Annotated in this window: 18 protein-coding genes; 3 read left to right on the forward strand and 15 right to left on the reverse strand. The window is 63.4% G+C overall.

What is annotated here, in order from left to right:
* Positions 1 to 175: 175 nt before the first annotated feature.
* The 7 genes from X726_RS164190 to tagH all read right to left on the reverse strand — a co-directional run bounded on the left by X726_RS164190 (position 176) and on the right by tagH (position 12,683).
* Complete coding sequence (locus X726_RS164190) at positions 176 to 2,572, reverse strand: M23 family metallopeptidase (protein ID WP_023667921.1); 2,397 nt, start codon at positions 2,570 to 2,572, stop codon at positions 176 to 178.
* Positions 2,569 to 3,030, reverse strand: a complete 462-nt coding sequence (locus X726_RS164185; RefSeq protein WP_023667922.1) for a DUF1036 domain-containing protein — start codon at positions 3,028 to 3,030, stop codon at positions 2,569 to 2,571. The genes X726_RS164190 and X726_RS164185 overlap by 4 nt, the downstream gene beginning before the upstream one ends.
* Positions 3,031 to 3,041: 11 nt before the next feature.
* Positions 3,042 to 5,453, reverse strand: a complete 2,412-nt coding sequence (locus X726_RS164180) for a serine/threonine-protein kinase (protein ID WP_023667923.1) — start codon at positions 5,451 to 5,453, stop codon at positions 3,042 to 3,044.
* Positions 5,450 to 6,208, reverse strand: a complete 759-nt coding sequence (locus X726_RS164175) for a protein phosphatase 2C domain-containing protein (protein WP_023667924.1) — start codon at positions 6,206 to 6,208, stop codon at positions 5,450 to 5,452. The genes X726_RS164180 and X726_RS164175 overlap by 4 nt, the downstream gene beginning before the upstream one ends.
* Positions 6,209 to 6,365: 157 nt before the next feature.
* A complete protein-coding gene (gene tssM, locus X726_RS164170; protein WP_023667925.1) occupies positions 6,366 to 9,887 on the reverse strand; it encodes a type VI secretion system membrane subunit TssM in 3,522 nt (1,173 codons plus the stop codon).
* Complete coding sequence (tssL, locus tag X726_RS164165) at positions 9,884 to 11,410, reverse strand: type VI secretion system protein TssL, long form (protein ID WP_023667926.1); 1,527 nt, start codon at positions 11,408 to 11,410, stop codon at positions 9,884 to 9,886. The genes tssM (X726_RS164170) and tssL overlap by 4 nt, the downstream gene beginning before the upstream one ends.
* Positions 11,411 to 11,660: 250 nt before the next feature.
* The gene (gene tagH, locus X726_RS164160; protein WP_023667927.1) at positions 11,661 to 12,683 is read right to left on the reverse strand and encodes a type VI secretion system-associated FHA domain protein TagH; all 1,023 of its coding nucleotides are present in this window, start codon (positions 12,681 to 12,683) and stop codon (positions 11,661 to 11,663) included.
* Between the two features lie 271 nt (positions 12,684 to 12,954).
* Between tagH and tssI the strand changes: the two genes are divergently transcribed.
* The 3 genes from tssI to X726_RS164145 are packed head-to-tail and all read left to right on the forward strand — an operon-like array spanning position 12,955 to position 16,057.
* A complete protein-coding gene (gene tssI / locus X726_RS164155; RefSeq protein WP_023667928.1) occupies positions 12,955 to 15,288 on the forward strand; it encodes a type VI secretion system tip protein VgrG in 2,334 nt (777 codons plus the stop codon).
* 8 nt (positions 15,289 to 15,296) lie between these two features.
* A complete protein-coding gene (locus X726_RS164150; protein ID WP_023667929.1) occupies positions 15,297 to 15,722 on the forward strand; it encodes a DUF6484 domain-containing protein in 426 nt (141 codons plus the stop codon).
* Between the two features lie 41 nt (positions 15,723 to 15,763).
* Positions 15,764 to 16,057 (forward strand): hypothetical protein, encoded by a 294-nt coding sequence (locus X726_RS164145; protein ID WP_050485835.1) that lies wholly within the window; start codon positions 15,764 to 15,766, stop codon positions 16,055 to 16,057.
* 38 nt (positions 16,058 to 16,095) lie between these two features.
* Here the strand turns inward: X726_RS164145 and X726_RS164140 are convergent, their stop codons facing one another.
* From X726_RS164140 to tssK, 8 genes are all read right to left on the reverse strand, one after another.
* The gene (locus X726_RS164140) at positions 16,096 to 16,953 is read right to left on the reverse strand and encodes a hypothetical protein (protein ID WP_155921551.1); all 858 of its coding nucleotides are present in this window, start codon (positions 16,951 to 16,953) and stop codon (positions 16,096 to 16,098) included.
* A 27-nt stretch (positions 16,954 to 16,980) separates the two neighbouring features.
* Positions 16,981 to 18,012, reverse strand: a complete 1,032-nt coding sequence (locus tag X726_RS1000000170355) for a PAAR-like domain-containing protein (RefSeq protein ID WP_155921552.1) — start codon at positions 18,010 to 18,012, stop codon at positions 16,981 to 16,983.
* Positions 18,013 to 19,035 carry a 3-oxoacyl-ACP synthase gene (locus X726_RS164130; protein WP_023667933.1) on the reverse strand — a complete coding sequence of 341 codons (1,023 nt, stop codon included), beginning with the start codon at positions 19,033 to 19,035 and terminating at the stop codon, positions 18,013 to 18,015. It abuts the gene before it with no gap.
* On the reverse strand, positions 19,032 to 20,135 hold the full coding sequence (locus X726_RS164125) for a DUF2169 domain-containing protein (RefSeq protein WP_023667934.1): 1,104 nt from the start codon (positions 20,133 to 20,135) through the stop codon (positions 19,032 to 19,034). Before X726_RS164125 ends, X726_RS164130 begins: the two co-directional genes overlap by 4 nt.
* Entirely contained in the window at positions 20,135 to 20,677 is a 543-nt protein-coding gene (tagF, locus tag X726_RS164120) for a type VI secretion system-associated protein TagF (RefSeq protein WP_023667935.1), read from the reverse strand. The genes X726_RS164125 and tagF overlap by 1 nt, the downstream gene beginning before the upstream one ends.
* Entirely contained in the window at positions 20,659 to 24,198 is a 3,540-nt protein-coding gene (gene tssM / locus X726_RS164115; RefSeq protein WP_023667936.1) for a type VI secretion system membrane subunit TssM, read from the reverse strand. The genes tagF and tssM (X726_RS164115) overlap by 19 nt, the downstream gene beginning before the upstream one ends.
* A gap of 1 nt (position 24,199) precedes the next feature.
* On the reverse strand, positions 24,200 to 25,426 hold the full coding sequence (locus tag X726_RS164110; protein ID WP_031214571.1) for a DotU/TssL family secretion system protein: 1,227 nt from the start codon (positions 25,424 to 25,426) through the stop codon (positions 24,200 to 24,202).
* A 4-nt stretch (positions 25,427 to 25,430) separates the two neighbouring features.
* Positions 25,431 to 26,363 (reverse strand): type VI secretion system baseplate subunit TssK (tssK, locus tag X726_RS164105; protein WP_023667938.1); only part of this gene is annotated, 933 nt, incomplete at its 5' end.

A 26,363-nucleotide genomic window follows, 5' to 3' on the forward strand; every position in this document is an offset into this window, starting at 1 on the left:
GCTAAATTTCACCAGCGACTGTATCGCTTCTGCCAAAATGGCTGTTGGGCGTATGTGATCCCAGCCACAGTTTTGGTTCACAAGGACCCAAAAACCTTCCCAAATATCCGCAAACATACCATTCGCCGGCCTCAGAACCAATCGGCTTGGCGAAAGCCGGGGCGAACTGCCAGCTCTAGCTCGGCTCAAGAGTATTTTGGATCGAGCCGACCAGTGCCGTTATCGCCTGCTTGTATTTTTCGAACTCCGGCGATGTCTGGCGGACTTCCGTCGTCGTCTGCTGGCCCGCATCGGTGGTGGCGGGCGTCGGCAATTTGCGGCCCATCTTCCGTTCCGCCCAGTCGACGACGTAGCTGGCGGTCTTGCCGGCAAGAAACGGGTTGGCCTGGATAACGGACGAGCCGAGCACGGCGCTCAACTGCGCCGATCCCGGCGACGCCAGCACCTGATGGGCGCCTTCCATACCGAGGAAATGGCAGAGATAGAGCCGGCCGGCGGTGATCTGGTGGCCACGCGCCTTGAGATAGGCTTCGCCCTCGCGCGCCAGATTGCGCACCATCTCACGCGAGATGGTGGCGTCGTAGCGCAAAGCGAGCAGGTCTGCGGTCGACAGCGAGCGCGCCAGTTCGGGACGATAGGTGTTCATCATCCGGATCCAGGTCTTGGATATGAACTGGCCGGCGCCTGTCGCCGAAGACAGCGGGTTCTTGGCCCGCGCGCTACCGCCCGATTCGACGTGGACGATACGGTCGGTCAGCGTTTCGACGGCGGGATCGCTGGAAGTGACGGCGATTGCAGCGGTCACTGTTCCGAGCGGATCGATCGCCTGACCGCTCTGATAGAGTTCGAAATGCAAATGTGGCCCGGTCGACAGGCCGGTGGTGCCGATATAGCCGATAATGTCGCCGGCCTTCACCTTGGTGCCGACACCGCTGGCAATGGCGAATTTCGACATATGCGCGTAGCGCGTCTCGCGGCCGCCGCCATGGGCGATCTTGACCACATTGCCGTAGCCGCCGCCGTCGCCCTGGAAGATGATCTCGCCGTCGAAGGCTGCTGCGATCGGGGTCCCCACGGGTGCTGCCCAGTCGACGCCCTTGTGGATGCGAACAACGCCCAGGATCGGATGCTTGCGCGGCCCGAAGGTCGACGTCATGACACCGTTGACCGGCGTCACCATGCCGTTGGCCACCGTCAGCGAGCGCACCTGGTCATCGCCCGAGACGCAGGAAAACTGGCCGTCGCCCTGCTGGAAAACGAAACAATCCAAGCTCTTTTGCGTGCCTTGTATACCGACATAGAGCACCCGTCCGTCGGTCTCGTTCTTGCCGCGCGGCGTCTGCGAATAGATCAGCACAAGGCGCTGGTCCTCGCTGGCGAAAGCATCCAGATCCTGTCCGCGCGACAGATACATAATGGCTTCGCCGATGATGCCGCTCGGCACATTGTTGCGGGCCGCCGTCGAATAGATCGCGTCGAGCAGGCGGTATTGCCGTTTCTGCGTGCCTTCGGTCTCGGCGCCCGAATAATTGAACAGGTCCTCGCGCACCCACGGGTCGACGCCCGACACGAAGGCACCGGCCGCGTTGCGTGTCAGCGTGCCGACAAAGACGTTCCTGGCGTAGATCGAGACCTGCATCAGCGACATCGTCGTGGTCTCGCGCGTCGGCCTAAAGCCGCGCATCGCCACGACATAACCAGGCTGCAGGCCGTTCTTGTCGAACAGCGCCTTCAGCGCCTCGCCGGCAAGCTTTGCGTCGTCGGCGGAAAAATGCGCATCGAGCGCCACGCTGTCCAGGCTGCGGTCGTTGAGGATTTTCACGAAAATGTCCTGGGTCGCCTCGAAGCGCTGGTATTCCGAGCTGACGTTGGCAACGCTGGTGTTGTTTTCGACCGCTGTCTTCTGAAAGGCGGGAAGTGCTGCTTCGCCCTCATCGATGGTCTCGCCCCAGCCGGCCTCGGGGTCATCGGCCGCCGTCGATGCACCCGGAGCGACCTGCGGGTCAGGAGCTGGGCCGGAGGCCGCCGGAGCCCCGTCCGCGCCGGGCGATGGCTTCAGATCGTTCTGCAGGTCATTCTGCGGATCGCCGGTTTCGGCGGGTGGCGCGACCGCGGTCTTCCGCTGCGCCTGGAAGAAGGCGAAATCCTCCTGCGTCGAGGGGATCGTCGTCATGAATTTTTCGCTGGCGCTCAGCATCACGTCGGAGAGAACCATGATCTGAGGGGAGATGCCGGCCTGGTCGAGCTCCGTCGGGCGCGGCATCCCGCGGCTCTTGGCGGCGCCCGCCTCCGGCGCCAGTGTGATCCACATCGGGTCGCCGGCAAGGTCGATGATGGCCGGCACGTAGACCGATGCGTCGGCCGGCACGTCGTCCGAGCCTTCGACGGCGTGCAGTTCCTCGTCTTCGTCGCCGAACGACCAGTAGTCGGCGGTAAGATAAAAGCCGGTGGCAATCGCGGCGAGGACGATTGTCGCCAGGCCAGCCGCCAGCCCGATCCAGATCCTGCGCCTGCGCAGCGCGGCGCGCGCCTGCTTCTTTGCCTTGAAGCTGGTGTCGATGCTGTGCGTCACGGTGCGCTTCCGGTCAGGAAGAAGGTCCAGCGCACCTGTTCCTGCGTGTCCACTTCGAGAAACTTCGCGGCGATATGGCCGCGCTGCCAGCATTCATCGATGCCGCGGATCGAAAACCGCCGCCGCTCGATGCACATGTCGGTGGAGCCTGCCAGAATGGCGTGGCCGAAGACATCCGTCGCGTAGATGTAGATGTAGCGGTTGGTCAGCTCCTCGCGGATGACGTTGACGCATTGATTGGCGCCGATGGTCCACCAGCCATCGGTCTGGTCGGCATCGTCGACCTTCTGACCGACGGCAAGATTGACGACGTCGAGCGTCTGGTTGCAGACGGTGAATTCGGCGCGCGCCTGCCCGGTGGAAAGAAGCGCCAGCAACAGCGTCGCGACCGCGCTCGCGGCGAGCTTCACGCGCACGTTCCGGGCAAGCAGGACGGGATCTCGGCGACGGCGTTGCATCGGCGTCGGTGCTAGCCGCCGAGGCGGAAATATTTGGCGGTCGCCGAAAATGCCGAACTCCTGGCGCCGATCTCGTCGAGTATCCTGGGCAACAGCACCGAGGCCGGCGTCGGCGTTGTGAAGTCCGCCGCCTTAATGTCCTGCGGCCCGGTGATCACCATGATGATCTGCGGCAACGCCTTGCCTGCCGCCTTGTCGGCGGCGCCGAGCCCGATCGGGATCGAGAAGGTCGCCTTGTCGGCTTGTACGACAACATGGTCGTCGAGGTTGAAGGCGATGCCCCTGTGGTCGATCAGGAACACGCTCGACACCAGCCCGCCATGCGTCACCAGCGTGCCGTCGATCGGCGAGCCGTCCGGCACCGATGTCTGGTCGAGGACAAGCTGCGGCCTGTCGGCCGTGCTCGCGCCCATGAAACGCAGGAAGCCGGTGATCCCGCATTGCGGGGGCTGGATAAGGCGGACGCTGATATCCGGCTCGACATGGAACTTCGCCTGGAATTCCCCAAGCAACTGTTCGAAGGGTGGCACCGACGTGCCGAAGCCCTCGATCGCGACACCCTTGTCGGTGGCCGACGTCACCGTCGCATAAAAACAGTCACCACCATTGAAGGCGCGTACCCAGGTGGCCCGCTCCGCGGCCGCATCGGCCGGTGGCGGCACCTCCGGCTTGGGCACGTTCATGGCAATTTCGGGCTCTGCCGGCTTGTCGGCCTGCTCACCGCTGGCGATATCGGGCTGGCTTGGCTTGGGCTCCGCGGTCGGTTCAGGCGCCTGCGTGTCCGGCTTGGGCGCCTGCGCGGCCGGTTCAGGGGCCTGCGCCTTGGGCTCGGGCGCTTGAGCGGTGGGTTCCGGCGCCGGTGCTGTGGGCGTGGGTGCCTCGGCCGTTGGTTCAGGTGTTTGCGTGGCCGGCGCTGTCGCCTTGGGCTCTACCGGCGGACTGACAGGCTCGGGGTTCTTCGCGGCATCGGACTGTGACGGGCCGGATGGCGGTTGCAGCGCGACGGTCTTGTCGGTTGGTGCGGCCGGCAGCGGGGCCGTAGCGCTCGACGCGACTGGTGGCGTCGGCTGCGGCTCGACCGGCGCTTTGGCCTGATCTTCAGCCGCAGTCTCCGCTGGTTGCGTCTTTGGCACCGTCTTCTCGACCGGCGCAGTGTCCGGAACGGGCTTGTCAGCGACGATCGGCTTTGTCAGTTCGGGTTGGAGCGGCTTGCCGGTGTCGGTGACGCGAGGCCGGTCTCCGAATCCCACGATACCCGATGCATAGAGCCCTCCAAGCGATACCACGGCCACCGCCGACAGCACCGCGATCGTCAGATTTCTGCCTGTAGTAGCACGCTTCGGCGGTGTGCTTTCTCGTCTGGGAGTTTCAGCAGCCGGTTTCGGCTGCGACAGGTGCGCTGGGCGCACGTGCGGCACGAAAGACGGCTCCGCCGTGCCGCTTGGCGGGGCCGAACCGAAGCCTTGGGCCGGCGAGTCCCCGATCTTCGAAACAGGCCCGGCGGTTTGCCCGGTTCGCGGCAGGCCGGGCCGGGGCGCAAGCGAGGCCGGCGGCAAGGTCGCGTCGCTGTCGTCGCGCGTCAACCGGGCGATTTCGGCCATGCTGGCCGGTCGATCATCCGGGTCAGGCTGCAGCATCGCTTCGACAATGTCCCTGAAATCGGCATCGATGCCGGAGAGATCAGGCACGGTCCGCCGTTTTTCGACGATCTCGTATTGCGAGCCGCCCATGTCGATCGGCTTGCCGCGCAGCGCCGCCGCCAGCACCAGCCCTAGGCTGTAGATGTCGGACTGTTCGCTGACCTCGCCGCCATAGAGCCCGAGCTGCTCGGGAGAAACATAGTTGTATTTTCCGGCGAACTTGCCGCCGATCAGCGTCTCGCCACCGACCGCGGCCGATCGCGCAATGCCGAAATCGATGATCTTTGCCCGCTCGACCCGGCCGCCCGGCAGGATGATGTTGTCGGGCGACAGATCGCGGTGGATGGCGCCGGCCTGGTGCACGGCGCTCAGGCCCGAGGCCAGCCGGTGGCACAGTTTGCGCACATCCGGAGTCGCCATCGCCCCGCCGCGCATGACGTCGTACAGCGACTGGCCGTCGACGAATTCCATCGCCAGATAGGGCCGCCCGATGCCGGGATCTATGGTGAAGACGTGGTAGCGCACGACCGCGTCATGCGACAGATGGTTGAGGATCGAGGCTTCCTTGCGAAACAGCGACAGGATCGTCTGATCGCGGGCGAATTCCGGCAGCACGATCTTGATCGCGACATGATCGCCGGTCTGGATGTTGTGGCCGCGATAGACTTCGCCCATGCCGCCCGACGCGATGCGTTCGTCGAGCTCGTAGATGCCGCTGAGCTGCGTGCCGACGCTGGTATCCGCCATGTTGGGCAATAGCCGGGTCTTGTCGTCGGAGCTCATCGGTCGTGGCCTCCTGCTCGGGACAGGCCATTGCCTTTGTCTCTGATCTTGACCAGAACGATGGTGACGTTGTCGGTGCCGCCGCGCTCAAGCACCATGGAAAGCAGCTTTTCGCAGGCAGCCTGCGGCGCTGCCGAGAGCACTGCTGCCGCAATTTCCGCGTCGCTGACATGCGCCGTCAGCCCGTCCGTGCTGAGGATGAAGATGTCGCCGGCAAGGGTCTCTCCCTGCTGGAAGTCGACGGCGATTTCGTCGTTGACGCCGATGGCACGGGTGATGACGTTGCGGCGCGGCCAGTTCTCCGCTTCGGCTGCGCTGATCGCGCCGCTGTCGAGCAGTTCCTGCACCTCGGTGTGGTCGCGCGAAATCTGCGAGATCGCGGCGTTGCGCACGAGATAGACGCGGCTGTCGCCCGACCACAGGCAGGCGAACCTGCCGTCCATGGCCAGCAGTGCGGCAACGGTGGAGCCGATGGTCACGCCGCGTGAGCGCGAAATCCGGCGGATCTCGGCGTGCGCCCGGTTCAGCCGATCCTCAAAGCGGGCGCGCAGATCCGGCGCCGAACTGGCGATGCCGATCGTCGCCAGATGCTCGACAATGCTTGCCGAAGCGACTTCTCCGGCCTCGTGCCCGCCCATGCCGTCGGCCACCACCCAGAGGCCGATCTGCGGCTCGACCAGAAAGCTGTCCTCATTGTGGTCGCGCACGCAGCCCTTGTGGCTCACGCCGTAGCTCTCAAAGGCGGCATCGTTCACTTGCCTACGCTCCGCAACGCCTTGGCTGACGTGCCTGGCCAGTCTGCCACAGCCCCATTCATTAGAGTATCGAAATCTAAGCCGCTGATGACGGACGGTGTGGTGCCGCCGCTGTCTCTGCGTCCTGCAATCGCCGGTCCTGCCATGCAATTCCCCATCAGAAAGCCTTCGGACAGCTGAACGCGGAGAGCGCCGGCAGCGTGAACGGATTGCCGTCCTCCCCGGTCTTGATCGTGTAGGCGACATCGCGCCCGCCGATGACGAAATGCGCTTCGAGACTGTCGCCATTGGCGGTGACCTGCCCCTTGTCCAGCAATCGTTTCAACGCCCAGGGACCGTCGAACTTGATTGCGGACTCGCGGCCGGGCAGCTCCGGCGTCAGGCTGAGACTGGCCGAACCGGTCTTGCCCGGCCACGGAATCAGGCCCGGCGTGTTGCCGGCTTGGGTGGCCTGCAGCACCTGGCCGTCGATATTGAGCAGCGCCATGTCGGCATCGCCATGCAACGACAGCGGCGTGAATGTGATGCTGATCGACGGCACCGGCCCGCCGAGCGGAAAGAAAGCCGCGCGGATTTGTGCCGCGAGCTGAAAGTTCCTCAGCGTCGATTTCGCCAGATTGCGGCCGAACCTGGTGTCCTGTTTCCAGTCCCAGTCCTGGCCGCTCATGTCGACCAGCGACGCCAGGTTCTGCGCGAAGAACCGGTCGAGAACCCCGCCCGGAGAAAACAATCTGGCAAAATCCGCCATGGCGACATCGTCGGTGCCGGCGGGGGCAAATGGAAAGCGCCCGGCAATCACCTCCTCGCACGGACGGCCGACGGTCTCCTCCAGCATCTCGTTGAGACGCGTGGTCGATGTTTCGGCGACGGTGCCCTCGAAATCGTCCGCCGCCGCGCTCACCATCCTGGCCAGCGCCTTCGGCAGCCGCGAAGCATTGGCGCGCAACGTCGAGATCTGCAGCTGCAGATTGGCGTTGGCCTGGTCCGTCTGGGCGGGGACATCGGCGGCCAGCCGCACGCTCTGATAGATTTCGCGGAAATTCTGGGTGAGGGCGTCGAGCGGCCGCTGCCCCGGCGCCCCGGCCACCAAAGCCTGGAAAGACCGGAACTGGGCTTCGATGTTGGCGCCGGGATCCTGGCTCTGGGTGCTGACAAAGGCGGTCCCGGCCCTGCTCTGCGATTTGCGCGCCGCAATCTCGATGCCGATGTGGGCGAGGCCCTTGGCGCGCGCGGCGATTTCCTGGTCGCTGTCTTGAGACGGCGCAGCCGGATTGCGCTCTTGCGTCAAAGCTGTTTCGCGCGCGATCGCCTCGAACAGCTGCATCAGCGGCGAACTCGGTGATCCCGCTGCGGACAGCGCCAGATATTGCGGTTTGTCGGCGGCCATTGCCTTGAACTTCAACCTGTCGAGCACCTCGTTCCACGCCGCCGCAAAGCCCTTGCCATAGCGATCGAGCAGCTCCGGGCCGAGCTTGAGCAGTTCCTGGTCGAAACCGCCTTGCTCGCCGCTCGAGCCGATCACCCATTGATCGTCGACCAGCGCCTGCGCGCTCCTGGCAAGTTGCGCCAGATAGAAGTCGAAGCCGGCATGGGTGTAGAGACCGGGGACGCGAAGGCCGGCGAGATCGTTTCCGTCATTGCGCTCGAACAGCATCGGCGCCTCCGCGCCGGCTTGCGATGACACCGAAAAATCGTCCAGCGCCGCCGCATAGGTGGCCGACTGGATGAGCGCGGTGGCGCGATCGGCAAGGCTCATGCGGCCGAGCGAGCGCTGGGCGGATTCGACCAGCGCGCGGTTGAGTTCGAACGAGGGATCCTGGTCATCGTCGAGGGCCAGCATGGCGCGCAAATGCTTCTCCAGTTGCGCGCGGCCGTCGCGATTGTGGGCGCCGGGATAGCGGTTCTGTTCCCAGTCCCGCTTCAGCCAGGTGACGACCAGCTCGTCATCCACTTTCGGCGCCTTGCCGCCCAGCATCAGGTAAATCTTCAACGGCTCGTACAGCGCCATCGGATCGGCCATCCTGGCCTCGATCGTGCGTTCGAGCTGGAACAGCAGGCGCGAGCGGAACATCCGCTCCAGCCCCTGCCGGTAGGCGGTCTCGGAGGCCGAAAGGATACGCTCACGCTGGCTGAGGCCGAACGTCGCCGTGGCCGGGGTGGGCTGGTCTCTCGTATCGTAGCCGGCCGGCAGGCCGCGCAGCGCATCGAGCGCGCCGATGACGGTTTCGAGGTCGGCATCCAACACCGTCGTGCTGGCCAGCAGCGGCGCGGCTGTCGCGCGGTATTGGCCTGCCGCCTGGCCGGTCGCGGCGACCAGCGATTTGTTGGTCGTAAAGCTCAGGCCGAGAACGCCAAGCGCGGCGATCGCTATGGCCGCGATCGCTGTCAGGCCGGCGTAGCGGGCGATCGCAACGCGCCTGTCGGCCGCCCTGTCATAGGACACCCAGCCGGACTCGGCGAAAATGACGCGGCTCAACAGATCGTGCAGGAAGAAGCTTTTGCCGGTGCCGGAAAGATGCGCCTGGGCATTCCTGCCGAAACTGCGGCCTATGCTGCCCAGCAACTGGTCGATCGGCGTGCCTTCCTGCGTGCCGGAAGAAAAATACAGGCCGCGCAGGGGGGCGTTCAGCTGCTTGCGCGTCGGCTCGAAAACGCCCTCGAGGAAATTCACGATCCGGCCTTTCAGCGCACCGATCTGCGCGGCGAAGCCGAAAATGGCGATGCGCGCGACCGGATCGGTCTCCGCCTGCAGCCGCTCGCTCATCTCTTCGGTCAGGCGCTTCACCAGCGCGTCGAATTCGGCTGGCGCTTCTGCGACCATGTTCAGGCCGCGCTCGGCGGTCTGGAAGGTCGCGCCCCACACCTTGCGCCGGCGTGCTTCGTCGAAACCGCCGAAATATTCCATGAATCCGGAGACCAGGTCGGCCTTGGTGAACAGCACGTAGACGGGAAAGCGGACCTTCAGGACCTCGTGGATTTCCTGCAGGCGGCTGCGGATCTCGGCGACACGGGCCGCCTGCTCTCCGTCCGCCATCAGATCGGCAAGGCTGATCGCCAGGATGACGCCATTGATCGGCTGACGCGTCCGGTGCCGCTTGAGCAGCGACAGGAACGCCAGCCAGCTTTTGCTGTCGGTCCGTGCATGGGAATCCTGCGTCGTGTAGCGCCCGGCCGTGTCGATCAGCACCGCCTCGTCGGTGAACCACCAGTCGCAATTGCGCGTACCGCCGACACCCGCCACCGGCTGCGCCTGGCCCGACCCGGCAAGCGGAAAGTTCAGGCCGGAATTGACCAGCGCGGTGGTCTTGCCGGCGCCCGGCGGGCCGATGACGATGTACCAGGGGACGTCGTAGAGGAAGTTGCGCTTGCCGCTCGACTGCCTGAGCGTCGCGACCGCTTCGTTCATGCGAGCTTCCAGCACCTTTGCATCGCTGCCGTCATCCTCGGCACTGGCCATGGCGGCCTCCAGCGCCTTCTGCGCCTTGCGCCTGCGCCAGAACCGGATTGCATAGATGATCGCCACCGTTCCGACGACGATGCCGATGATCGCTGCCCGCAGCCAGATGGGATCCAACGGCCGGGCGCCGGCAAAGCGGATTAACGGGCCGGCGTACCAGACCGCGGCTGCAAAGCCGGCGAGCGCGAGCGCGCTGAAGATGCGCAGCAGCCAGCCGGTCACAGCATCTCCTCCCGCGGGATCATTACATCGACACGGCGGTTTTTGGCGCGGCCGTCCGGCGTTGCATTGTCGGCGATGGGCTCGTCCTCGCCCTTGCCCTCGACCTTTGTCCGCGACGGATCGCTGAAATGCGCTGCGATCATCTTTTCCACCGACTGGGCACGGGCGACGGAGAGGTCGAAATTCGATTTGAAGGCGCTGGTCTTCTTCGGTTTGACGTTGTCGGTGTGGCCGACGATCCGGATCGGCCCGCGCTCCGCGTCGAGAGCCGCCGCGATGCTGGCGGCCACCGGCTCGAACTCCGGCTTGACCTCGGCTCGTCCCGACTGGAACAGCAGGGCGTTGCTGATTTCCACGATGATGAAATCACCCTTGGTGCCGACGCTGACGCCGCCGCCTTCGATCTCCTTGGCCAAGGCAGTGCGGATGCGATCGACCTGCGCAATCGTCGTTGGCGCTGCGACGACTTTCACCTCCTCGGTCAGCGGCACGAAACCGGTGCGCTCGATGGTGACCGGCGTCGCCGGATTGAGCGCCAGCAACTCGCCGGCAACAGCCTCGCCATCATTGGTGATGAGCACGCGCAGCGTGAAAAAGGCTGCGGTCAAAACTGCCGCGGTTGCAGCGGCTATGGCCCAGAGCGGAACCCGCCTGGAGCCTTGCGCCGATGTCAGCGACAAGCCTTGCCAGCGCGGCGAGATGTCGTCGTCACCGGGGACTCGGAAATAGGCTGATGTCTCGTAGACGTCGCGGCGGACCCGTTCGAGGCTCTCGCGCGGCTGGCCGCGATACTGGCCTTCGAAGCCAAGCGACAGGCAGACATGCATCAGCTCGATGAGATTGCGATGAGGTTCCGGCGTCGCCAGCACCGTGTTCAGCGCCTGGAAAAAACCGGCGCCGGTGGGTTTGACCTGGAAGAAGCGCTGCAGCATGGCGTGCTGCGCCCACGCATCCCGGCTGGAACCGGGCAGATTGGCGACGATATCGTCGGCGGTTTCGCAAAGCACATAGCTGGCGATGCGCGCATCCTCTTCCGAGGTATCGGTCCTGGCGATCTTGCGGTCGAAATCCTCGATCAGGCCGGCGACATGCTGCGCCAGCGGCTCGGCCGGTCTTTCGACAGCCATCAGCCGCAGATGCCCAAGCAGTATCAGCAAGGGCGCCGCGGCAGCGACGATCGGGTTGGCCGCGCCATAATCGACGGCATCGCTGGCGCCGAGCAGCGCATCCCATGGCGTTTTCCCCGCCGTCCCGGCTGAGCCGTGAACGGGCGGATCGGCCGGCGCGTTGGCGAAGGGCGTTCCCTGATAGATCACCGTCCCCGTGACGTCGGACGGCGGCTGGCGGCCGGCGTTGGGATCGAAAACCGTGGGTTCCGGGACGCTGGCAGGGGCGATCACCGTACTGCCGGGGGCCGGCGCATCGCGGGCGAGAACCGTCTTTTGCTTGCGGCCGGGATTGGGGCGGCTGGGGCGGATGACGGTTTTGCCGGTCGGATCGAAAGGATCATCCTTCGAGCTCATCGCCGATCCCTGCCTCTACGCCCGCGCGCCGCGACGCACAGCGCCATGTCCGCGCAAACGCGGACCGCAGGACGCTATCTCGCCGTGACATGACATGTGCCGCAGACCCCCGAGGTCGACCAACCGTACCCGCGTGCTCAATCGTCGTATGTGATCGTAGTCTCAGAAGGTTGCGATGGAAACCCGGCGCAATTTTGGTGGCCGGCCCGCGCTCGGGTCGCCTTCACGGTGTCTTCAGCGGTGCGCGGGCTTAGCCCTTGCCGGTCTTCTGTTTGGCGGCCTTGGCATAGGCTTCACTGAAATAGGTGAGGAATATGTCCAGCATGCCGTTCTCGTGCGCTTCCTCCTTGGCCCGCCAGGTCGCGACCAGCGCGTCCCAGGCGCGCGTTTTCTTCGAGGCAAAGGAGGATGGCGGCAGTTTTTTCGCAATCGCCTCGGGCGACAGATCGTCAAGCAACCGCGACAGCGCTGCCTGCATGGCGGCGAAGGTGGCGAATTCATGTGTTTTGAGGTCGTGGAAAGCGTCTTCGATGCTGTGCCTGGCATCGAGATAGCCGGCCCTGCGCCGCGCGAACATGATGTCGAGGATTTCGTCTGTCCCGGGCACGAACTTTAGCGGATTGTTGTCGGCGGAATTGATCATGGTCCGGTCGCTGGTCTTGGCCAGGACTTTTGCAGCGGCGCGCGCCTTCAACAGCAACACCAGCTCGTCGACGACGATGCGCAGCACCGCGCCGATCTCGCCGGCTACCTCCTGCGGTTGGCGCAGCAAAAGCACCTCTGGCGGAATGCCGGCGCCGGCGGCAATCGCGCGCAGGATCTCGTCGGCTTGCTGCGGCCGGCTGGAGACCGAAGCGGGTGGCGCGGTCGGTGACCGTGGCGATGCGACATGGTCTGGAAAGGATCCGGCAACGGGCATCTGCCGTTGCGTCGAACCATGGCCACCGAAGGCTGGGTTCCCGTTATCGATCGACACCGAGACGATATAGCGGCCGATCCGGAGCCGGTCACCTTGCGCCAACCGATGCGGGCCGGTCAGGCGCTGGCTCGACCCGTTGACGAATGTGCCGTTGCGCGAGACGTCGTGGAGAAAAAAGGCGCCGCCTTCGTAGCGGATTTCGCAATGTCGGCCGGAGATGAACTTGTCCGGATCGGGCAAGGTCCAGGCGCAGTTCTCCCGCCCGATCTCGAAGCCGCGGTCGCGCGATGCGTAGCCGGGCGGCAGCCCGGCAGGCAGGACATCGACATTGCTGATCTGCAGACTGATGAACATGCGCTATGGACCGTCGACCGCTGCCGTTTCCATTGATCCGATGTGCCACAGTCTAGCAGCTTGCGGGCACAGCGGGAGAGCGGCGTTTCACACTGGCGAAAGCGGCGCAAACAGCAACGGCCTGCCGCTTGTCCTCTTTGGTCTGCCATAGAACATGTGGTAGGCTCAACATGGCTTGGGTGGCAAGTTGCGAAATATCCCTGAACGTGAGGTCGTTAACACAAGAAGGGCTTCGAACCTGCCACACTAGCGCTCAGGAGGGGCACGACCCATGCCGAGTGAACAACGCGCCGCGCTTGTGCAGACGCCGGTCGGCGCCGAGCTGTTGACCTTTACGCATCTCGTCGGCCGCGACGAGATCAGCCGCTGCCTTGCCTACACCGTTGGATTTGTCTCGACCAATGCCGATGTCGACCCGCTGAAGATGCTGGGCGGCACCGTTTCGATCGAAGGGGAGGCCGACCCCAAGCGCTGGTTCAGCGGCCTCATCGCCGAGTTTCGCCTTACCCGCATCGAAGATCGGCTGGCTCACTATGAGGCGGTCGTCAGGCCGTGGCTGTGGTTCCTCGGCAATACCACCGACTGCCGCATCTTCCAGGACAAGACTGCCGTCGAGATCGTGGAGGAGATTTTCTCCAAATATGGCGGCATCGCCAAGTTCGAGAAGCGCTTGCAGGGCTCCTATCCGCCGCGCGAATATTGCGTGCAGTACGACGAGAGCGACCTTGATTTCGTGCAGCGGCTGCTCGAGCATGAAGGCATAATGTACTTCTTCGAGCATGCCGAGGGTGAGCACACACTGATCCTGGCCGACGCCATGAGCAAGCTCAAGCCGGCGCCGGGCTATGAGACGGTGCTATATCAGTTCCAAGGGCAGGGCTCGCGCCGCGACGTCGAATACATCACCGACTGGATTCCAGGCAGCGCGGTGCGCCCCGGCGCCTATGCCCACACCGATTATGACTTCGAAAAACCCGCCGCCGATTTGATGGCGAAGTCGGCGCAGCCCTTCGGCCACAAGCAGGCCGCGGGCGAGAATTATCGCCATCCCGGCGCGCATCTGGAAGTCGGCCGCGGCGACAGCCTGGCAGCGATCAGGCGCGAGGAAATCCAGGCGCCGCATATGCGCATTGCCGCTGTCGGCACCGTGCGCGGCCTGTTCTCCGGCTGCACCTTCAAGCTCGACGGCTTTCCGCGCGACGACCAGAATAAGGAGTATCTGGTGATCAGCGCCGAGTACCGGCTGTTCGATCCGGGCTATCGCGCCGGCGTCGACACCGATGGCGAGAATTTCAAGGTGGTGCTCGGTGTGGCGCCGACCTCAGTTGCTTATCGGCCGCCGCGCATCACGCCAAGGCCGATCATGCGCGGGCCGCAGACGGCGACCGTGGTCGGTCCGTCCGGCGAGGAGATCTTCACCGACAAATATGCCAGGGTGAAGGTGCAGTTCCACTGGGACCGCCTGGGCAAGAAGGACCAGAAGAGCTCCTGCTTCGTGCGGGTGTCGCAGACCTGGGCCGGCAGCGGCTGGGGCTTCATCCAGATCCCGCGCATCGGGCAGGAAGTGATCGTCGATTTCATCGAAGGCAATCCGGACCTGCCGATCATCACCGGCCGGGTCTACAACGCCTCGCAGATGCCGCCCTACGGACTGCCCGGCAACGCCACGCAGTCCGGCTGGAAGTCCAACTCGTCGAAGGGCGGTGGCGGCTACAACGAACTGATGTTCGAGGACAAGGCCGGCTCCGAACTGGTCAACTTCCAGGCGCAGAAGGACCACCACCTTCTGATCAAGAATGATCGCCAGAAGCTGGTCCAGCACGACCAGTCCGACCGCATCGACCACGACGCCAAGCACTCCGTCGGTCACAACCTCGACGAGGACGTCGGCAACAACAAGACGGTCAAGGTCGGCGTCGACCAGACCACTAATATCGGGTCGAACGACACCGAGACGGTCGGCAAGAACCGCTCGCTGACGGTGGGCATCGACGAGACGATCGGCATCGGTTCGAACTCCACCGAGACGATCGGCGCCAATCACACGCAGACCGTGGCGATCGTTCAGACCATCACAGTGGGTGCGGCGCGCATCGACAGCGTCGGAGCGGCCGAACAGCGTAGCGTTGGTGGACCTCAAATGAACGATATTGGCGCCACGCGATCAATGACGGTTGGCGCGGGTCAAAGCCACACGATTGGGGCAAGTGACACCTGGCAGATTTCTGCAGATCAGACCGTACAGACGGGTGCGGACCAGGTATTCAAGATAGGCGGTGCTCACAGCACCGAAATTGCTAAGGAGCGCGGCGCAAAAGTCGGAGAAGACGACTCGACAGAGATCGGAGGTGCCCGCAGCACGAAGGTTGCGAAGAAGGATATGCTCGATATCGGCGAAGACGGTCTGATCAAGGTTGCCAAGGGTATGACCATCACAGCCGGTGAGCAGATCATCTTCAACTGTGGATCCTCATCCATCACGTTGAAGAAGGACGGGGAAATCACCATCAGCGGAAAGGACATCATCGTGAAGGCGTCTGGCAAAGTGAACGTCAAGGCTTCCAGCGACATCACGATGAAAGGCTCCGAGATCAAGCAGAACTGAGGCCAGCTATGACAACGGTCGTTGATCGAATTGAAGGCGTGGTGATCGGCGTATTCCTCGGCTTTGGAGACAACGCACCACTCGTCGTATTTCCCGGAAATCCATACGACACGGCGATCCCCGCACGGACGCTGACGGATCTCTCCGCCGGTATGATCGGAACCGAGGTTGCACTGCTGTTTCAGGATGGAGATCCCTTACGGCCATTGATTGTCGGCCGTATCGTCGAACCGAGCCGCGGCGACAGCGCGATGCATATTGTCAGGGACGGAGAGACGGTGAAGATAGTTGGCAAGGAACGGATCGAGTTGCGATGCGGCAAGGCGGCCATAGTAATGGAGAAGGATGGTCACATCACCATCAGAGGGACGTACGTCACAAGCCATGCCAGTGTCTCGAATAATATTCGAGGCGGGTCGGTGAATCTCAATTGAGCAAGTTTGTCCTCGAAAAAATTGTCCGGCAGCACGCGGAAATGGCCGCGTTTCTTTGGTCCGTCTATGACCGCCACCTCCTGCACCCTGAGGAAAACGCCGAACTGGACGAGGTCAGGATTGCCCGGCTGGTGGAGCGTCTTGAGGCTCATCTCGACGGTCTGCGGGTCGCGCGCGAAGCCGGCCTCAGGATCGCAAAGGAGCGATATGACGAGTTCCCCGAACAGGGTGAGCTATTCGTGCTTAGAATGCTATCGGCAGCCGAACCGCCACGAATCCTCGATCTCGACCTTGATAAGGTGCGGACGTACCTGCTTTCCGCTCCGCGCCCGTGACTTCGCCGGTGTCTCGGCTAAAACGCCGACAGGTCCATTTAGATATCTGCGATCAGCGGTATATTTATCCACCGACCGCTTTCGAATTTGTCGACGCCGCGCCCATACTGCTTCCACAGCTGATTTCCGTCACAGGTCAACCTGATCGCCGGCGTTGAGTCAAAAACCGACAAGGTAGTACCGTTCAGTTCGAGTATTTCCTCGCCTGCCGCAATCAAGACCTTGTTGTCCCAGCGAACTGAATTCATGAGGGTCTCGGTGCGGCCGTCAACGTTGAGTTGGGTTAGCTGGTCGGCATTGCCTATCAAAGCGGTGGCGTTCCACCCAGTCACCAGCATCGTATCTTTGGACAGCGCGAACACCGATGTGAGACTGGCATTTGTCGGTACGTCTATCTGCTGAAAGGCGCCGTTCACGACATAGGCTAGGAAGCCGTTGTCGCCGGTCGCCACCATCTTTCCGCTGCCGTCGAGCGCAAGATCAAATAGGTATGTGTCATCATCGTTGGGGGTAACTTCGACCCAGGCCGGGTCCTGCCACAGACAGATGACGCCTTCTGAAGTCAGGCCGTACAGTTTGCCAGCGACCGTGCGCAACGCGTTTATCCGTGGGACGGGGTCGCCAACATCCGGCAGATCCGTCCATTGGCCGTCGCGAAATCGATAGAGACCCGAATAGCCGTCCACGGCGAACAAGGAATCGGCCACACAACCGATCCCGGTCACTTCGATGCCAAAGTCCCGGATCAGCGTGGCTACGTTGTTACGAACCTCGAACAAAAGCGTTCGATCCGCGTCTACCGGTCCGTCGCCAATCGGATGCGCAATGACGTATGCGCCTGCATCTTGCAGCGCGATGCAGGTCGGATACAAACCACCAGGCGTGCGATACCTCATAGGCCTAACTCCTTGCTGCGCTCCGTTCTACGATGGGACAGCACTGATGCTGGCGTTACCGCCGTTACCTGTAGCGAAGGATGTCGCGGTCGGAGCGCTGGTCTCGGGTCCGCCAACCTCCGTGTTTTCCGTGCAACCCATTTGTTTCTTGTAGTAGGAATCGAGTACGATCTTGATGCATTCAGCCTGTGCGTCCGTCAAATTGGCCGCCTTTTTCACGGATTTGACGCCTGCAGCTCTCGCCTGACTGTACTTCCACTTTCCCCCCTTGGCCTTGACGTTCGCTTTCTTCGCCTCCGCCCGCGTAATGTCATGTGCGACCTTGTGCTGCTCACCATGGTCCATGTTGTCTTTCAGACAGATACAGGGTGCATCGTCTTCATTGTAGTTTCGGCCTGGATGGGGGCTTCCGGCCTGGAAGATATTCTTAAGCTTTTTCCAGACGCGCGCCGCCATCTTTTTTGCCGACTTAAATGATTTCTTGGTTGAGGCGCGTGCCCCTGCTCGTACAAAAGCGCAATTATCTATAATATGGTGCGGTTCATAGCCTTTGGCACACTTGTTCGGTTTGTACATGAATAGATAATCTTCGTACAATTTCTGACAAGTCGGAGTCCATCCGGGGTTTAGCTTGCATACATGCAGCCAAGGTGGTGTGTTGGCTATTGTCGATCCGTGGTTGTTCGTTGCCAGATCGGTAAATCTTATAACGGGTTCTCCATCCGCTTTCACGTTTGGTGACCACGAATTGAAGTATTCTTTTCCGGTATTATTGGAAGTTATTATACCTTTTTTGGCGGCGGATCCGGCTTCTGTTCCAGATGTTTTAGAAAGATCGGACTTGTTCTTTATGTTTATCGTCTTACCGCCGATTTTCACGGTCCCGGTACCATCCTCCGTATCGGAAGCAAATCCAAAACTAGGGTATGGGATCGGAACGCCGGGTGGCGTTGCTGGATTTTCCGGCGGGGTGAAGCAGACGTCGGGGAAAGCTGCGATTGTCTTTGCGTCAACCGCCTTGCCGGAAATCTCCAGTCCGTTGGCAAAGACGTTGGACATTTAGTTCAGCCTCGACGCCACGACGGCGGCGCCGCAGGCCCCTTCGTCGTTCGAAGCCTCGATGAGGACCGGATTGCCGGCGGCATATCCTTTCTTTGCCGCAGTGAAGGCCATTCCGATCATCGTGGGTACGACGGCGGCTCCGACATTTCCCATCGACTCGCCCGGGGACCATAGGTCCTGAAATTCGATATGGCCCCTCGTCAGGCGAAGCGACGCTAGAGCCGTCTGCTTGAACCAGTATTGCTCGCCGATCAAATCCGATATTCGATAGCCAATTCCGATCATGTCGAAGCGTGATTCCTGCAGCGCAACGCCATATGCAGCAGTCATACCGTCGCCACGGAGTGGGAGATCCTCCTTGTTGTAAATGGCTGCCGGGTCGCGTGATAGGCCAAGCCCAAGCAACGTTAGCAGGCCCTCGCCAGGCTTCGTGCATAGCACGGCCGCGGCGGCCTCTCCGGGGATGAATCCGTTTGGATTGAATTTGGTCATCAGCCGGCTCTGATTGAGATAGTGTCGGACCGTTCGCGAAGTGAGGTAGCTGTCGACACCTACGATCACGACGTTGGGCACCTGTCCTGAAGAGATCAGGCGACGAGCCTGCTCAAGCGCCACATGGCCCGAAGGCCGGCCGTAGCTGATAACGCGCGATTTTACGTGCGGAGCTATCTCAACGATCTCGGCGATTTTGGTCAAAAGCCTCGACGCGTCTCTAACTGGTTTTCCCAGGCGGTTGTCTTCGGCCAAACATAGAATGAGGGCTGTTTGCTTGCCAGCCGCATTCCCTTCGGCCAATGCTTCGGAGATTGCGCCGGCAGCCAGGTGCGCAATTCTTCGCTCACCGATCCAGTCCCGCGGTAGCGGTATCGGCGCTCCGATCAGAGGTTCGCCGCGTGCTCCAGTGAAACGTGTCTCTTGGAAACCGTCGAGTCGTGCGCGCATCGCGGCGCAAGAAGCGGGCGCATCGAGACCCACAGGGGTCACCATGCCAATCGAGGCGATGTCGATCTTTCCGTTCAAGCGGCGTCCTCCTCTTCGTCCTGCGCTGCGCCATTTGCCCGAATGAAGATGCGACCAGTCTCGTGGGCGTGAACCATCGATTCCGTTGGGGCGCCGACCCAGCACTCGGTGAAATCGAGCACCGTTCGCTCAATTCGATGAGACAGACGCCAGACTATCGAGAAGCGTCGTGCCTCGAGATCGAACAGTATGGTGTCGGGTCTCACGTCCCCTTCGAACGCAGTTAGCCTGCCCTTGAATAGCCTCATCGGCAATGCCGTCTGCGGCAGTCGAAAGCTCTCGCGCCCATTGGATGTCAGGTTTACCAACTGCACGTCCTCGCCACCTCTCGGCGCGTCGATCTGCTGGTCAGGCGGCGCCATCTGGAAGTAGCGTTCGTCGAAATCCTGCGGCGGGAAAGGGAATATATTGTCGATCCAGTTCTGGTCGTAGGTGCCGCCATACTCGATACGTCCCGGCCAGCCGCGTCCCATCGGACCGAAACTCATGGGCCCGTAGTCGCCGAAAGGCGAGCGGATTTCCTCGCCGACAGCTTGTGTATTCGGTAGCCGCAGGCCGGGAATGAGGCGCTGGTTCTTGGCCCGCGACCAGCCGGTTCCGACCGGGTTGTATTTGTAGCTGGCGGGGAGCTTGTCTTCCGGATCCAGCCTGTCGACGCCGCCCCAGGCAACATCGTAGGAGATCGGCAGTTTCAGGAAAGGTTGCGGCGAAGTGGCGGTAAAGACCGGGCCGATTGAGCGCCATTCGCGATGGCCAACGACCTCGAAAAGTTTTGACCAATTGCCAACCTTGATGCCGACGGGCACGCGCTCGGCCGGACGCCCGCCCGGTGCGTGGGCGCAGCCATTGGCGATCACATCGCAGCGCGGTTTGCGGAAGGCGAAGTCAGTCTCCCACAGCGTGGCCGAATAGCCTGGCATGCCGGTGTGTGTGTCGGCAAAAACCAGCGGCGCTTGCTCTGCCGATTTTTTCACCGTTTCGCGCGGCGTCGCGGGAAAATCGAACGTGCCTTTGACCACCACCACAATCCACTCATGGCCGGCCTTGTCGATGCCCATGGTGAATTCGTGCGGATACCCCATCTGGTTCCAGATCTGCATCAACTCGTCTCCCAACTGCCGGCGAGGATTGTCTCCAGCGTCGCTTGCGGCGAGTGCGGGTCGATGTCGAAAATGTCGGAGTGCGCCGTCCACATCACCATGTCGGCGATCAGTTCCTCGCCCGGCTCAGCCGGCGGCAAAGGCAGTGCCGCCAAAGCTGCGTCCAGTTCGTCGGGCGTCAACTCGCCCTGCTGGGCGGCGCTGGCGGCCTCCTCGATTCCGGCAAACCATGCCTCGGCATGCGTCAGCGAGACAGGCGTTTCGGTTAGCACGGCGACAATGCTCAAGGGGAATGTCCGGCCAACCTTGTCGGCGCTCTGCAGGATGATGCCCGCCGACGCGCCGAAGGAATTCGCGCCGGCCAGAAAGCGCAGCGCGGTGGCGGGGGGCCAGATGTGCTGGCCAAACAATGGCACCAGGTGCTGCGCCAGCCAGCGGTCCCACAGGCGCACGAACTCGCCCGTCAGCCGCCGGCTGACGAAGTCGCCGGTGGCGGGCATTTTGCCGTAGAAGCCAGGCAGGATCAGATCTGCGGCGGACATGAGAATTTCTTGAACATCTGGAGGTTGTAGGGATTTTCGACGCTCGCCGCCTTGAGCTTGAAATCGGCGTACATGCCTTTCGTGCCCAGCCGCAGGCTGTAGACGTCGGACAGCGACGTGCCGGTAAAGCGGCCGCCGCGCAGCATCCTCAGCCATGCCCAGCTGCCGGTCTCGTTGAGCATGATTTCGGGTGAGCCGTCGATCGGCTGGAAAGCAAGCGAGATGACGCCGGTGCCGTCCTTGCCGGGCCAGGTCATCGGTTGCGGTCGCGTCGCATTGTTGAAATAGACCAGGTTCTGGCCGTCGAGGTTGAGCGTGACGCGGGTCACGTTGGGCGACAGGTCGGTCGGCTCGAGCGTGAAGGCCATCACCGGGCCCTGACCGCCGGGAAAGAGATCGTCGCGGATGCGCCGCGCCTGCTCGAAGGCGGCAAGTGCGGATGGGTCGAGGCCGAAATCGGCACGCCATTTCCAAGGCTGCGCCGAGGTGTCGACATAGCTGATCAGATGGTCGTTGATGAAGCCGTCGATCATGCCTGCCGGTCCGAACAGGCGGGCGAAGTCGCGCACATTGACGTCGACCGCGCTGTCGGGGCTGAACGGATAGCGGTCGTTGAGCGCGGCCTGGCAGAAGGGCAGGATGTCGGCGCGCCAGATGGCGTTGAGCTCGGAAGCGACGGCCTTCTGCGTCAACCCGCTGGTGTCGCCGGCAATGCCGCTCAGCCAGGTGTTCACGGGGTCGGGCAGGATCTGTGCCTGGCGGGCGACGGCGCCGGTCAGTTCGGCAAGCCCGCCCTGTTTCTTGATCGCGTCCTGCGGGTCGGGATTGGCGGTCACCGTCTGCAGCACGTTGGACAGCGCCGTCAGCGCGACGACCGCGGCATCGAGCGCCGGCGGCTGGCCGTCGACCTCGGCAATCGTGCTCTTGAGCGGCTTGAAGTGTTCGGCCACCAACGTGCCGGTCAGGTCGACTTCGCTGGCCGATCCTGCGCGCGGCAACAGCTTGGCGCCGGTCTTGACGATCTTGCCCAGTTTGCCGAGCTTGCCCAGCAGTTTCGAGCCGCCCTTCGCCGCCGCCTTGTCGTCACGGGCCGGCGCGTCGTCCGAGCGGGTGAGGTCGACCTCCTGGACCACCGCCGTCAACAGCCGCTTCAACGCGGAATCGGCACTGGAAAGGTCTTTCAGATTCTCGCTGGCAATGTTGAGGTCGCTGAGCGGCGCCAGCCGCATGTCGCGCAAAAAACTGTCCCACTGCGCGATATAGTCGTCATAGTAGAGCTTCAGGATATCTTCCGACAGCGCCGACACCGACGTCTCGGAATTTTCCGAGCAGCCGCCGGCAAACACGGCGCGGTCGAGTGCCGCCTGGGCGGCGACATCCTCGACCCGGTCGAGGATCGCATCGTGGAAGCCGTCATAGGTGAAGGCGCCTGATATGCCGACGCGCAGCGTCTTGTCGGAGCGTCGCGAAAATACCTTGGCGCCGTTCGGGCCGGCGAAATTGGCCGGGATCCATTCCTTCAATCCGGCCACCGCCGGATCGGCCAGCAATTGCTTGTAGGCGCGTGCCGGCAGCGAAATCGTGCACACCGTTTTCAGCGCTTCGGCGACCAGCGCCTGGTCGGGCGCGATGTAGCTGTCGTCGACCGCCATGCGGCGGATCGCGGCCAGTTGGTGTTCTTCCGCATCGGCGGTCGGAAAGGGTGCGGCCGGCGCGAATTCGGGCAGGTCGTTGACCCACCAATTCTCTACGAAATCCGGATCCATTTGCGACAGGCCGGTCATCATGCGGTAGGTCTTGAGCGCGCCCAGCATGAAATCCGGATCGCGGATCTGCCGCCACATGGTTGCTTCGAGCAGCGCCACCATGCGCGGCTCCAGCACGTTGCGCAAAGCGTGGCCATAGGTGTCGGTCTGCGCCCGCATCATCTCGGCCGAAGCCGACGGTCCGAGCAGGTCCTGCGCCTTGGCGGGCGGCGCCGTCCTGGCATTGACGACTTCGTCCATGGCGGTCAGGGCAACGTCCATCGCCGGCTGCAGCACCGAGGCGGGCGTCGCCGCGGTCGACGTCAGCGGCGCCTGCAGCGCTTCGAACTGGCCGGCTTGCGCGGCGATGGCGTTGCGATTGTCGTAGTAGGACCAGGTGAACAGGCCGCCGGCGAGTATGGCCGCAGCCGCGCTGGCAGCGGCGGCACCGCGCCAGATCCAGCTGCGGCGGCGCTGCGCCAGCGGATCGAAGGTGCCGAGCCCGGCCTCCTTGAAGATCACCTCGGTCAGAAGGTTCTTGAGGAAGAAGCTGCGCTTCTCGAAGCGCTGCGTCGGCATCGTGCGTCGTGCCGGCAGGCCGAAGGAGGAGGCGAGCGCCGCGGTCAGCCGGTCGATCGGCGCGCCTTCCTGGGTCGCCGAGGTGAGATAGAGGCCGCGCAGCCAGGCTGCCTCCTCGTAGCGGCTCTCGCCGAACATCGCCTCGACCAGCACCTGGATCGGCTCGGACAGGCTTTGCAGCTGTGCGGGAAAGCGGAAGATCTCGGCCCGTTCGGCCAGCTTGTCCTCATCCTCCAGCCGCGGCACCAGCCGCTTTTCCAGCTCCCTCGACAGCGTCGTGATTTCGCCCGCGATCGTCTTGGCGTCGACGCGTGCATCGAGCGGGAAGGTCGTCCCCCATACCTGTTCGCGCGCCGCCGTCGACAGGCCGCCGAAGAAAGCCTCGAAGCCTCTGATCAGATCGGCCTTGGTCAGCATCAGATAGACTGGCAGGCGGATTTCCAGCCGCTCTTCGAGCTCGGCCAGGCGCCTGCGGATCTTGCGGCCATGCGCCTTGACGGCTTCGTCGCCCTCGGACAGCGCGTCGATCCCAAGCGCAACGATGACGCCGTTCAGCGCACGACGGCCACGATGCTTCTTCAACAGATCGAGGAAGCCCAGCCATTCGGCCGCGTCGACATCGGGCTGGCTTTCCTGCTGGACATAGCGGCCGGCCGTGTCGATCATCACTGCGTTTTCGGAGAAGAACCAGTCGCAGTTACGCGTACCGCCGATGCCCTGCAGATCGTCGGTCAGGTCGATCGGAAAGTTGAGGCCGGACTGGCGCAAGGCCGTCGTCTTGCCGGTCGCCGGCGGGCCGACGATCACATACCACGGCATCTCGCGCAGGAACTTGCGGCCGCCGAGCTTGCGGCGCTTCAACTCGACCATGACGTCCTGGAACTTGGCGCCGACCGCGGCGACGTTTTCCTCGCCCGGGCTGAGCCGCTTTTCCTCGACTGGGGCGGAAATCTCGGCGACGAACATGCGGTTGACGCGGATCGCGCGGCGCTGCGCGACGATCAGCCAGATCAGCCAGAAGATCACCAGAAGAGCGATGATGACGATGCGCACCGTCTCCGACGCCATCGGCACATAGTCGCCGACCCGTACGATCGGGCCGAATACCCAGATGATCAGCGACAGCAGCGCCAGGCCGATCAGCGTCCACAGGAAACGCGAAGTCAGGACCGCCCAGAGGAAGCGCAGGATGAACATGTCACAGCCTCTTTTCGACCAGCACTTCGACGCGGCGGTTCAAGGCCCGGCCTTCGCGTGTGCCGTCGTCGGCCACCGGATCGGTGGCGGCCCGGCCTTCGGAGCGCACGCGCTCCTTCGGCACGCCGTTCTGAATCAGGATATCGGCAATTTCCGCGGCGCGGGCTTCCGACAGCCGCTGGTTGGTGGACAGTGGGTTGGTCTTTTGCAAGGGAACGCCGTCGGTGTGGCCGACCACGGTGATATCGCCGATCAGCTCCTGGTTCTCGAGGATCACCTTGGCGACCGAGGCGATGAGCGGATCGAAGCCGTCTGTCAGCTGCGCGCGCGACGACTGGAAGAGTTCGGGATTGGAGGCCTGGATGACCAGCCGCGCCAGCGACACGCTCTCCGTGCCGCTCAGCGCTCTCTTGAGCTCGTCCGGCGCCGCGGCCTGGAATTCCGGCAGCAGCGCGAAATCCACCGCCACCGGCGGCGGCGCGTCGACCTTCGGCGAAGCGCGGGTGACATCCGTACGCGTCGGCGGCGGCAAGGCGCGAACCAGCGCCGAAAGCTCGACCGCCTGGCTGCTCAGGCTCATCGACAGGCCGATATGGATGGCTGTCGCGATCACCGCCGCTGCCGAAACCATCACCCAGATCGGCACGATGAAGCGCTGCGGTTCGTCGGAGGCGATCACGCCTTTCCAGTTGGGCGACAGCGGTGCGCCTTCGCCGTCGCTGTCGCGCAGGAAACGCGCGGCCGCCACACGCACGGCATTGAGCGAACGGTCGCCCGAGCGGCCCGGCACGCGATATTTGCCGCGGAAGCCGAGCGCCATGCAGTGATATTGCAGCTCCAGCATTTCGCGGTCGCGGTTGGGGTGGCGCTCCAGCTCTTCAAGACGGGCGAAGAATTGCGCGCCGGCGTCGACGTCGCCGCGCAGCATCACCACCAGCGGCTGGCGCGGCCAGGCGCTGGCCCCGCCCCACGGCGTATTCAGCGCCAGATCATCGAGCAACGCAGCCACCAGCCACGCGGCCTGGTCGGCGCGCTCGAGCGAGNCGGGTGCAAATTCCAGCAGCGGCGAGAACGCGTTGACGAGCACGTTCGGATGCGCGCGCGCGGAGCGCTTCGCGGTGACGCCCGACGCCGGCAGCGGCATGGCGCGCGGCGTCGGCGCTCCGCTCAGGCGGATGCGCGTCCGCTCCCGATCCTCGGACAGTCCGAACGGATCGTCCCTGCTCATCATCTCACCTGTTGACCGAGTAGCAGTCGACCTGCGGTTCGCTGGGCAGCACGCCCGAAACGCCGATCACAAAACCCGGCGCTTCGAGCAGCGAGGCCCAGTGCTCGCTTTTCTGGTCCAGTTCGAGACACAGCCGGTCGCCGTCATAGGGAATTTCGCGCGGCTGCGAATGAAGGGGCTTCAGCGGAATGCCGGGCAGGCGTGATTTCCACAGCCCTTCGAATTCGCTGGCCGAGCCGACCGTCGCCTGGTTGACGAAAATCTTGCGCAAGGCATCCTCCGACAGTTCGGAGCCGATCCGCACCACGATGCGGCTCGCCACCAGAAGTTTCGGGTTGTCGATGCGGATCTTCCACACATTGGTGGCATGGCGCATGACCGGCAGGGCGCGCGATTTCGGCTCGATGTAGCGCAGGCTGAGGATCAGCGAACGCAGCGCATCGGCCAGCGCCGAATAGGCGGGTCCGGGCGCCATGTGGTCGTAGACAGGCAGTTCGCCGAGCCGCCTTGCGCTCGAACCGTAGGTCGCCATCGAGCCGGCAAGGCCGGCAAGTTCCATGTAGACCTCAGCCGGATGGAAAACGTCCTGCGCCAGCATGTGCGCCAGCCGCGGCCGCGCGGCGTTGACCAAATTGAGGATCAGAAGATCCTCGACACTGCGGCCGGGGCCGCCCAGCACCATCTTGCCATGCGCCTCGGCGATCTGGTCGAGGCCGGTGACCACTTCCTGCAGCAGGCGGCTGTACCAGGACGCCGCGCCGATGACCAAGGTCGGCGGCAGGAAGGTGTCGTCCAAGGCCACGCCGCCATCGGCGCGCACGCCCTTGAGTTCGGCCACCGGCAGCGCGGTGTAACCGCCGACGGCCGTGCCCGGCGTCAGCAACAGCGCCTGCGGCCGCGCAATCTCGATTTCCTCGGGGTCGGAGCCGCCATGCAC

The organism is Mesorhizobium sp. LSJC285A00 (genome assembly GCF_000503155.1).
Classification (GTDB): Bacteria; Pseudomonadota; Alphaproteobacteria; order Rhizobiales; family Rhizobiaceae; genus Mesorhizobium.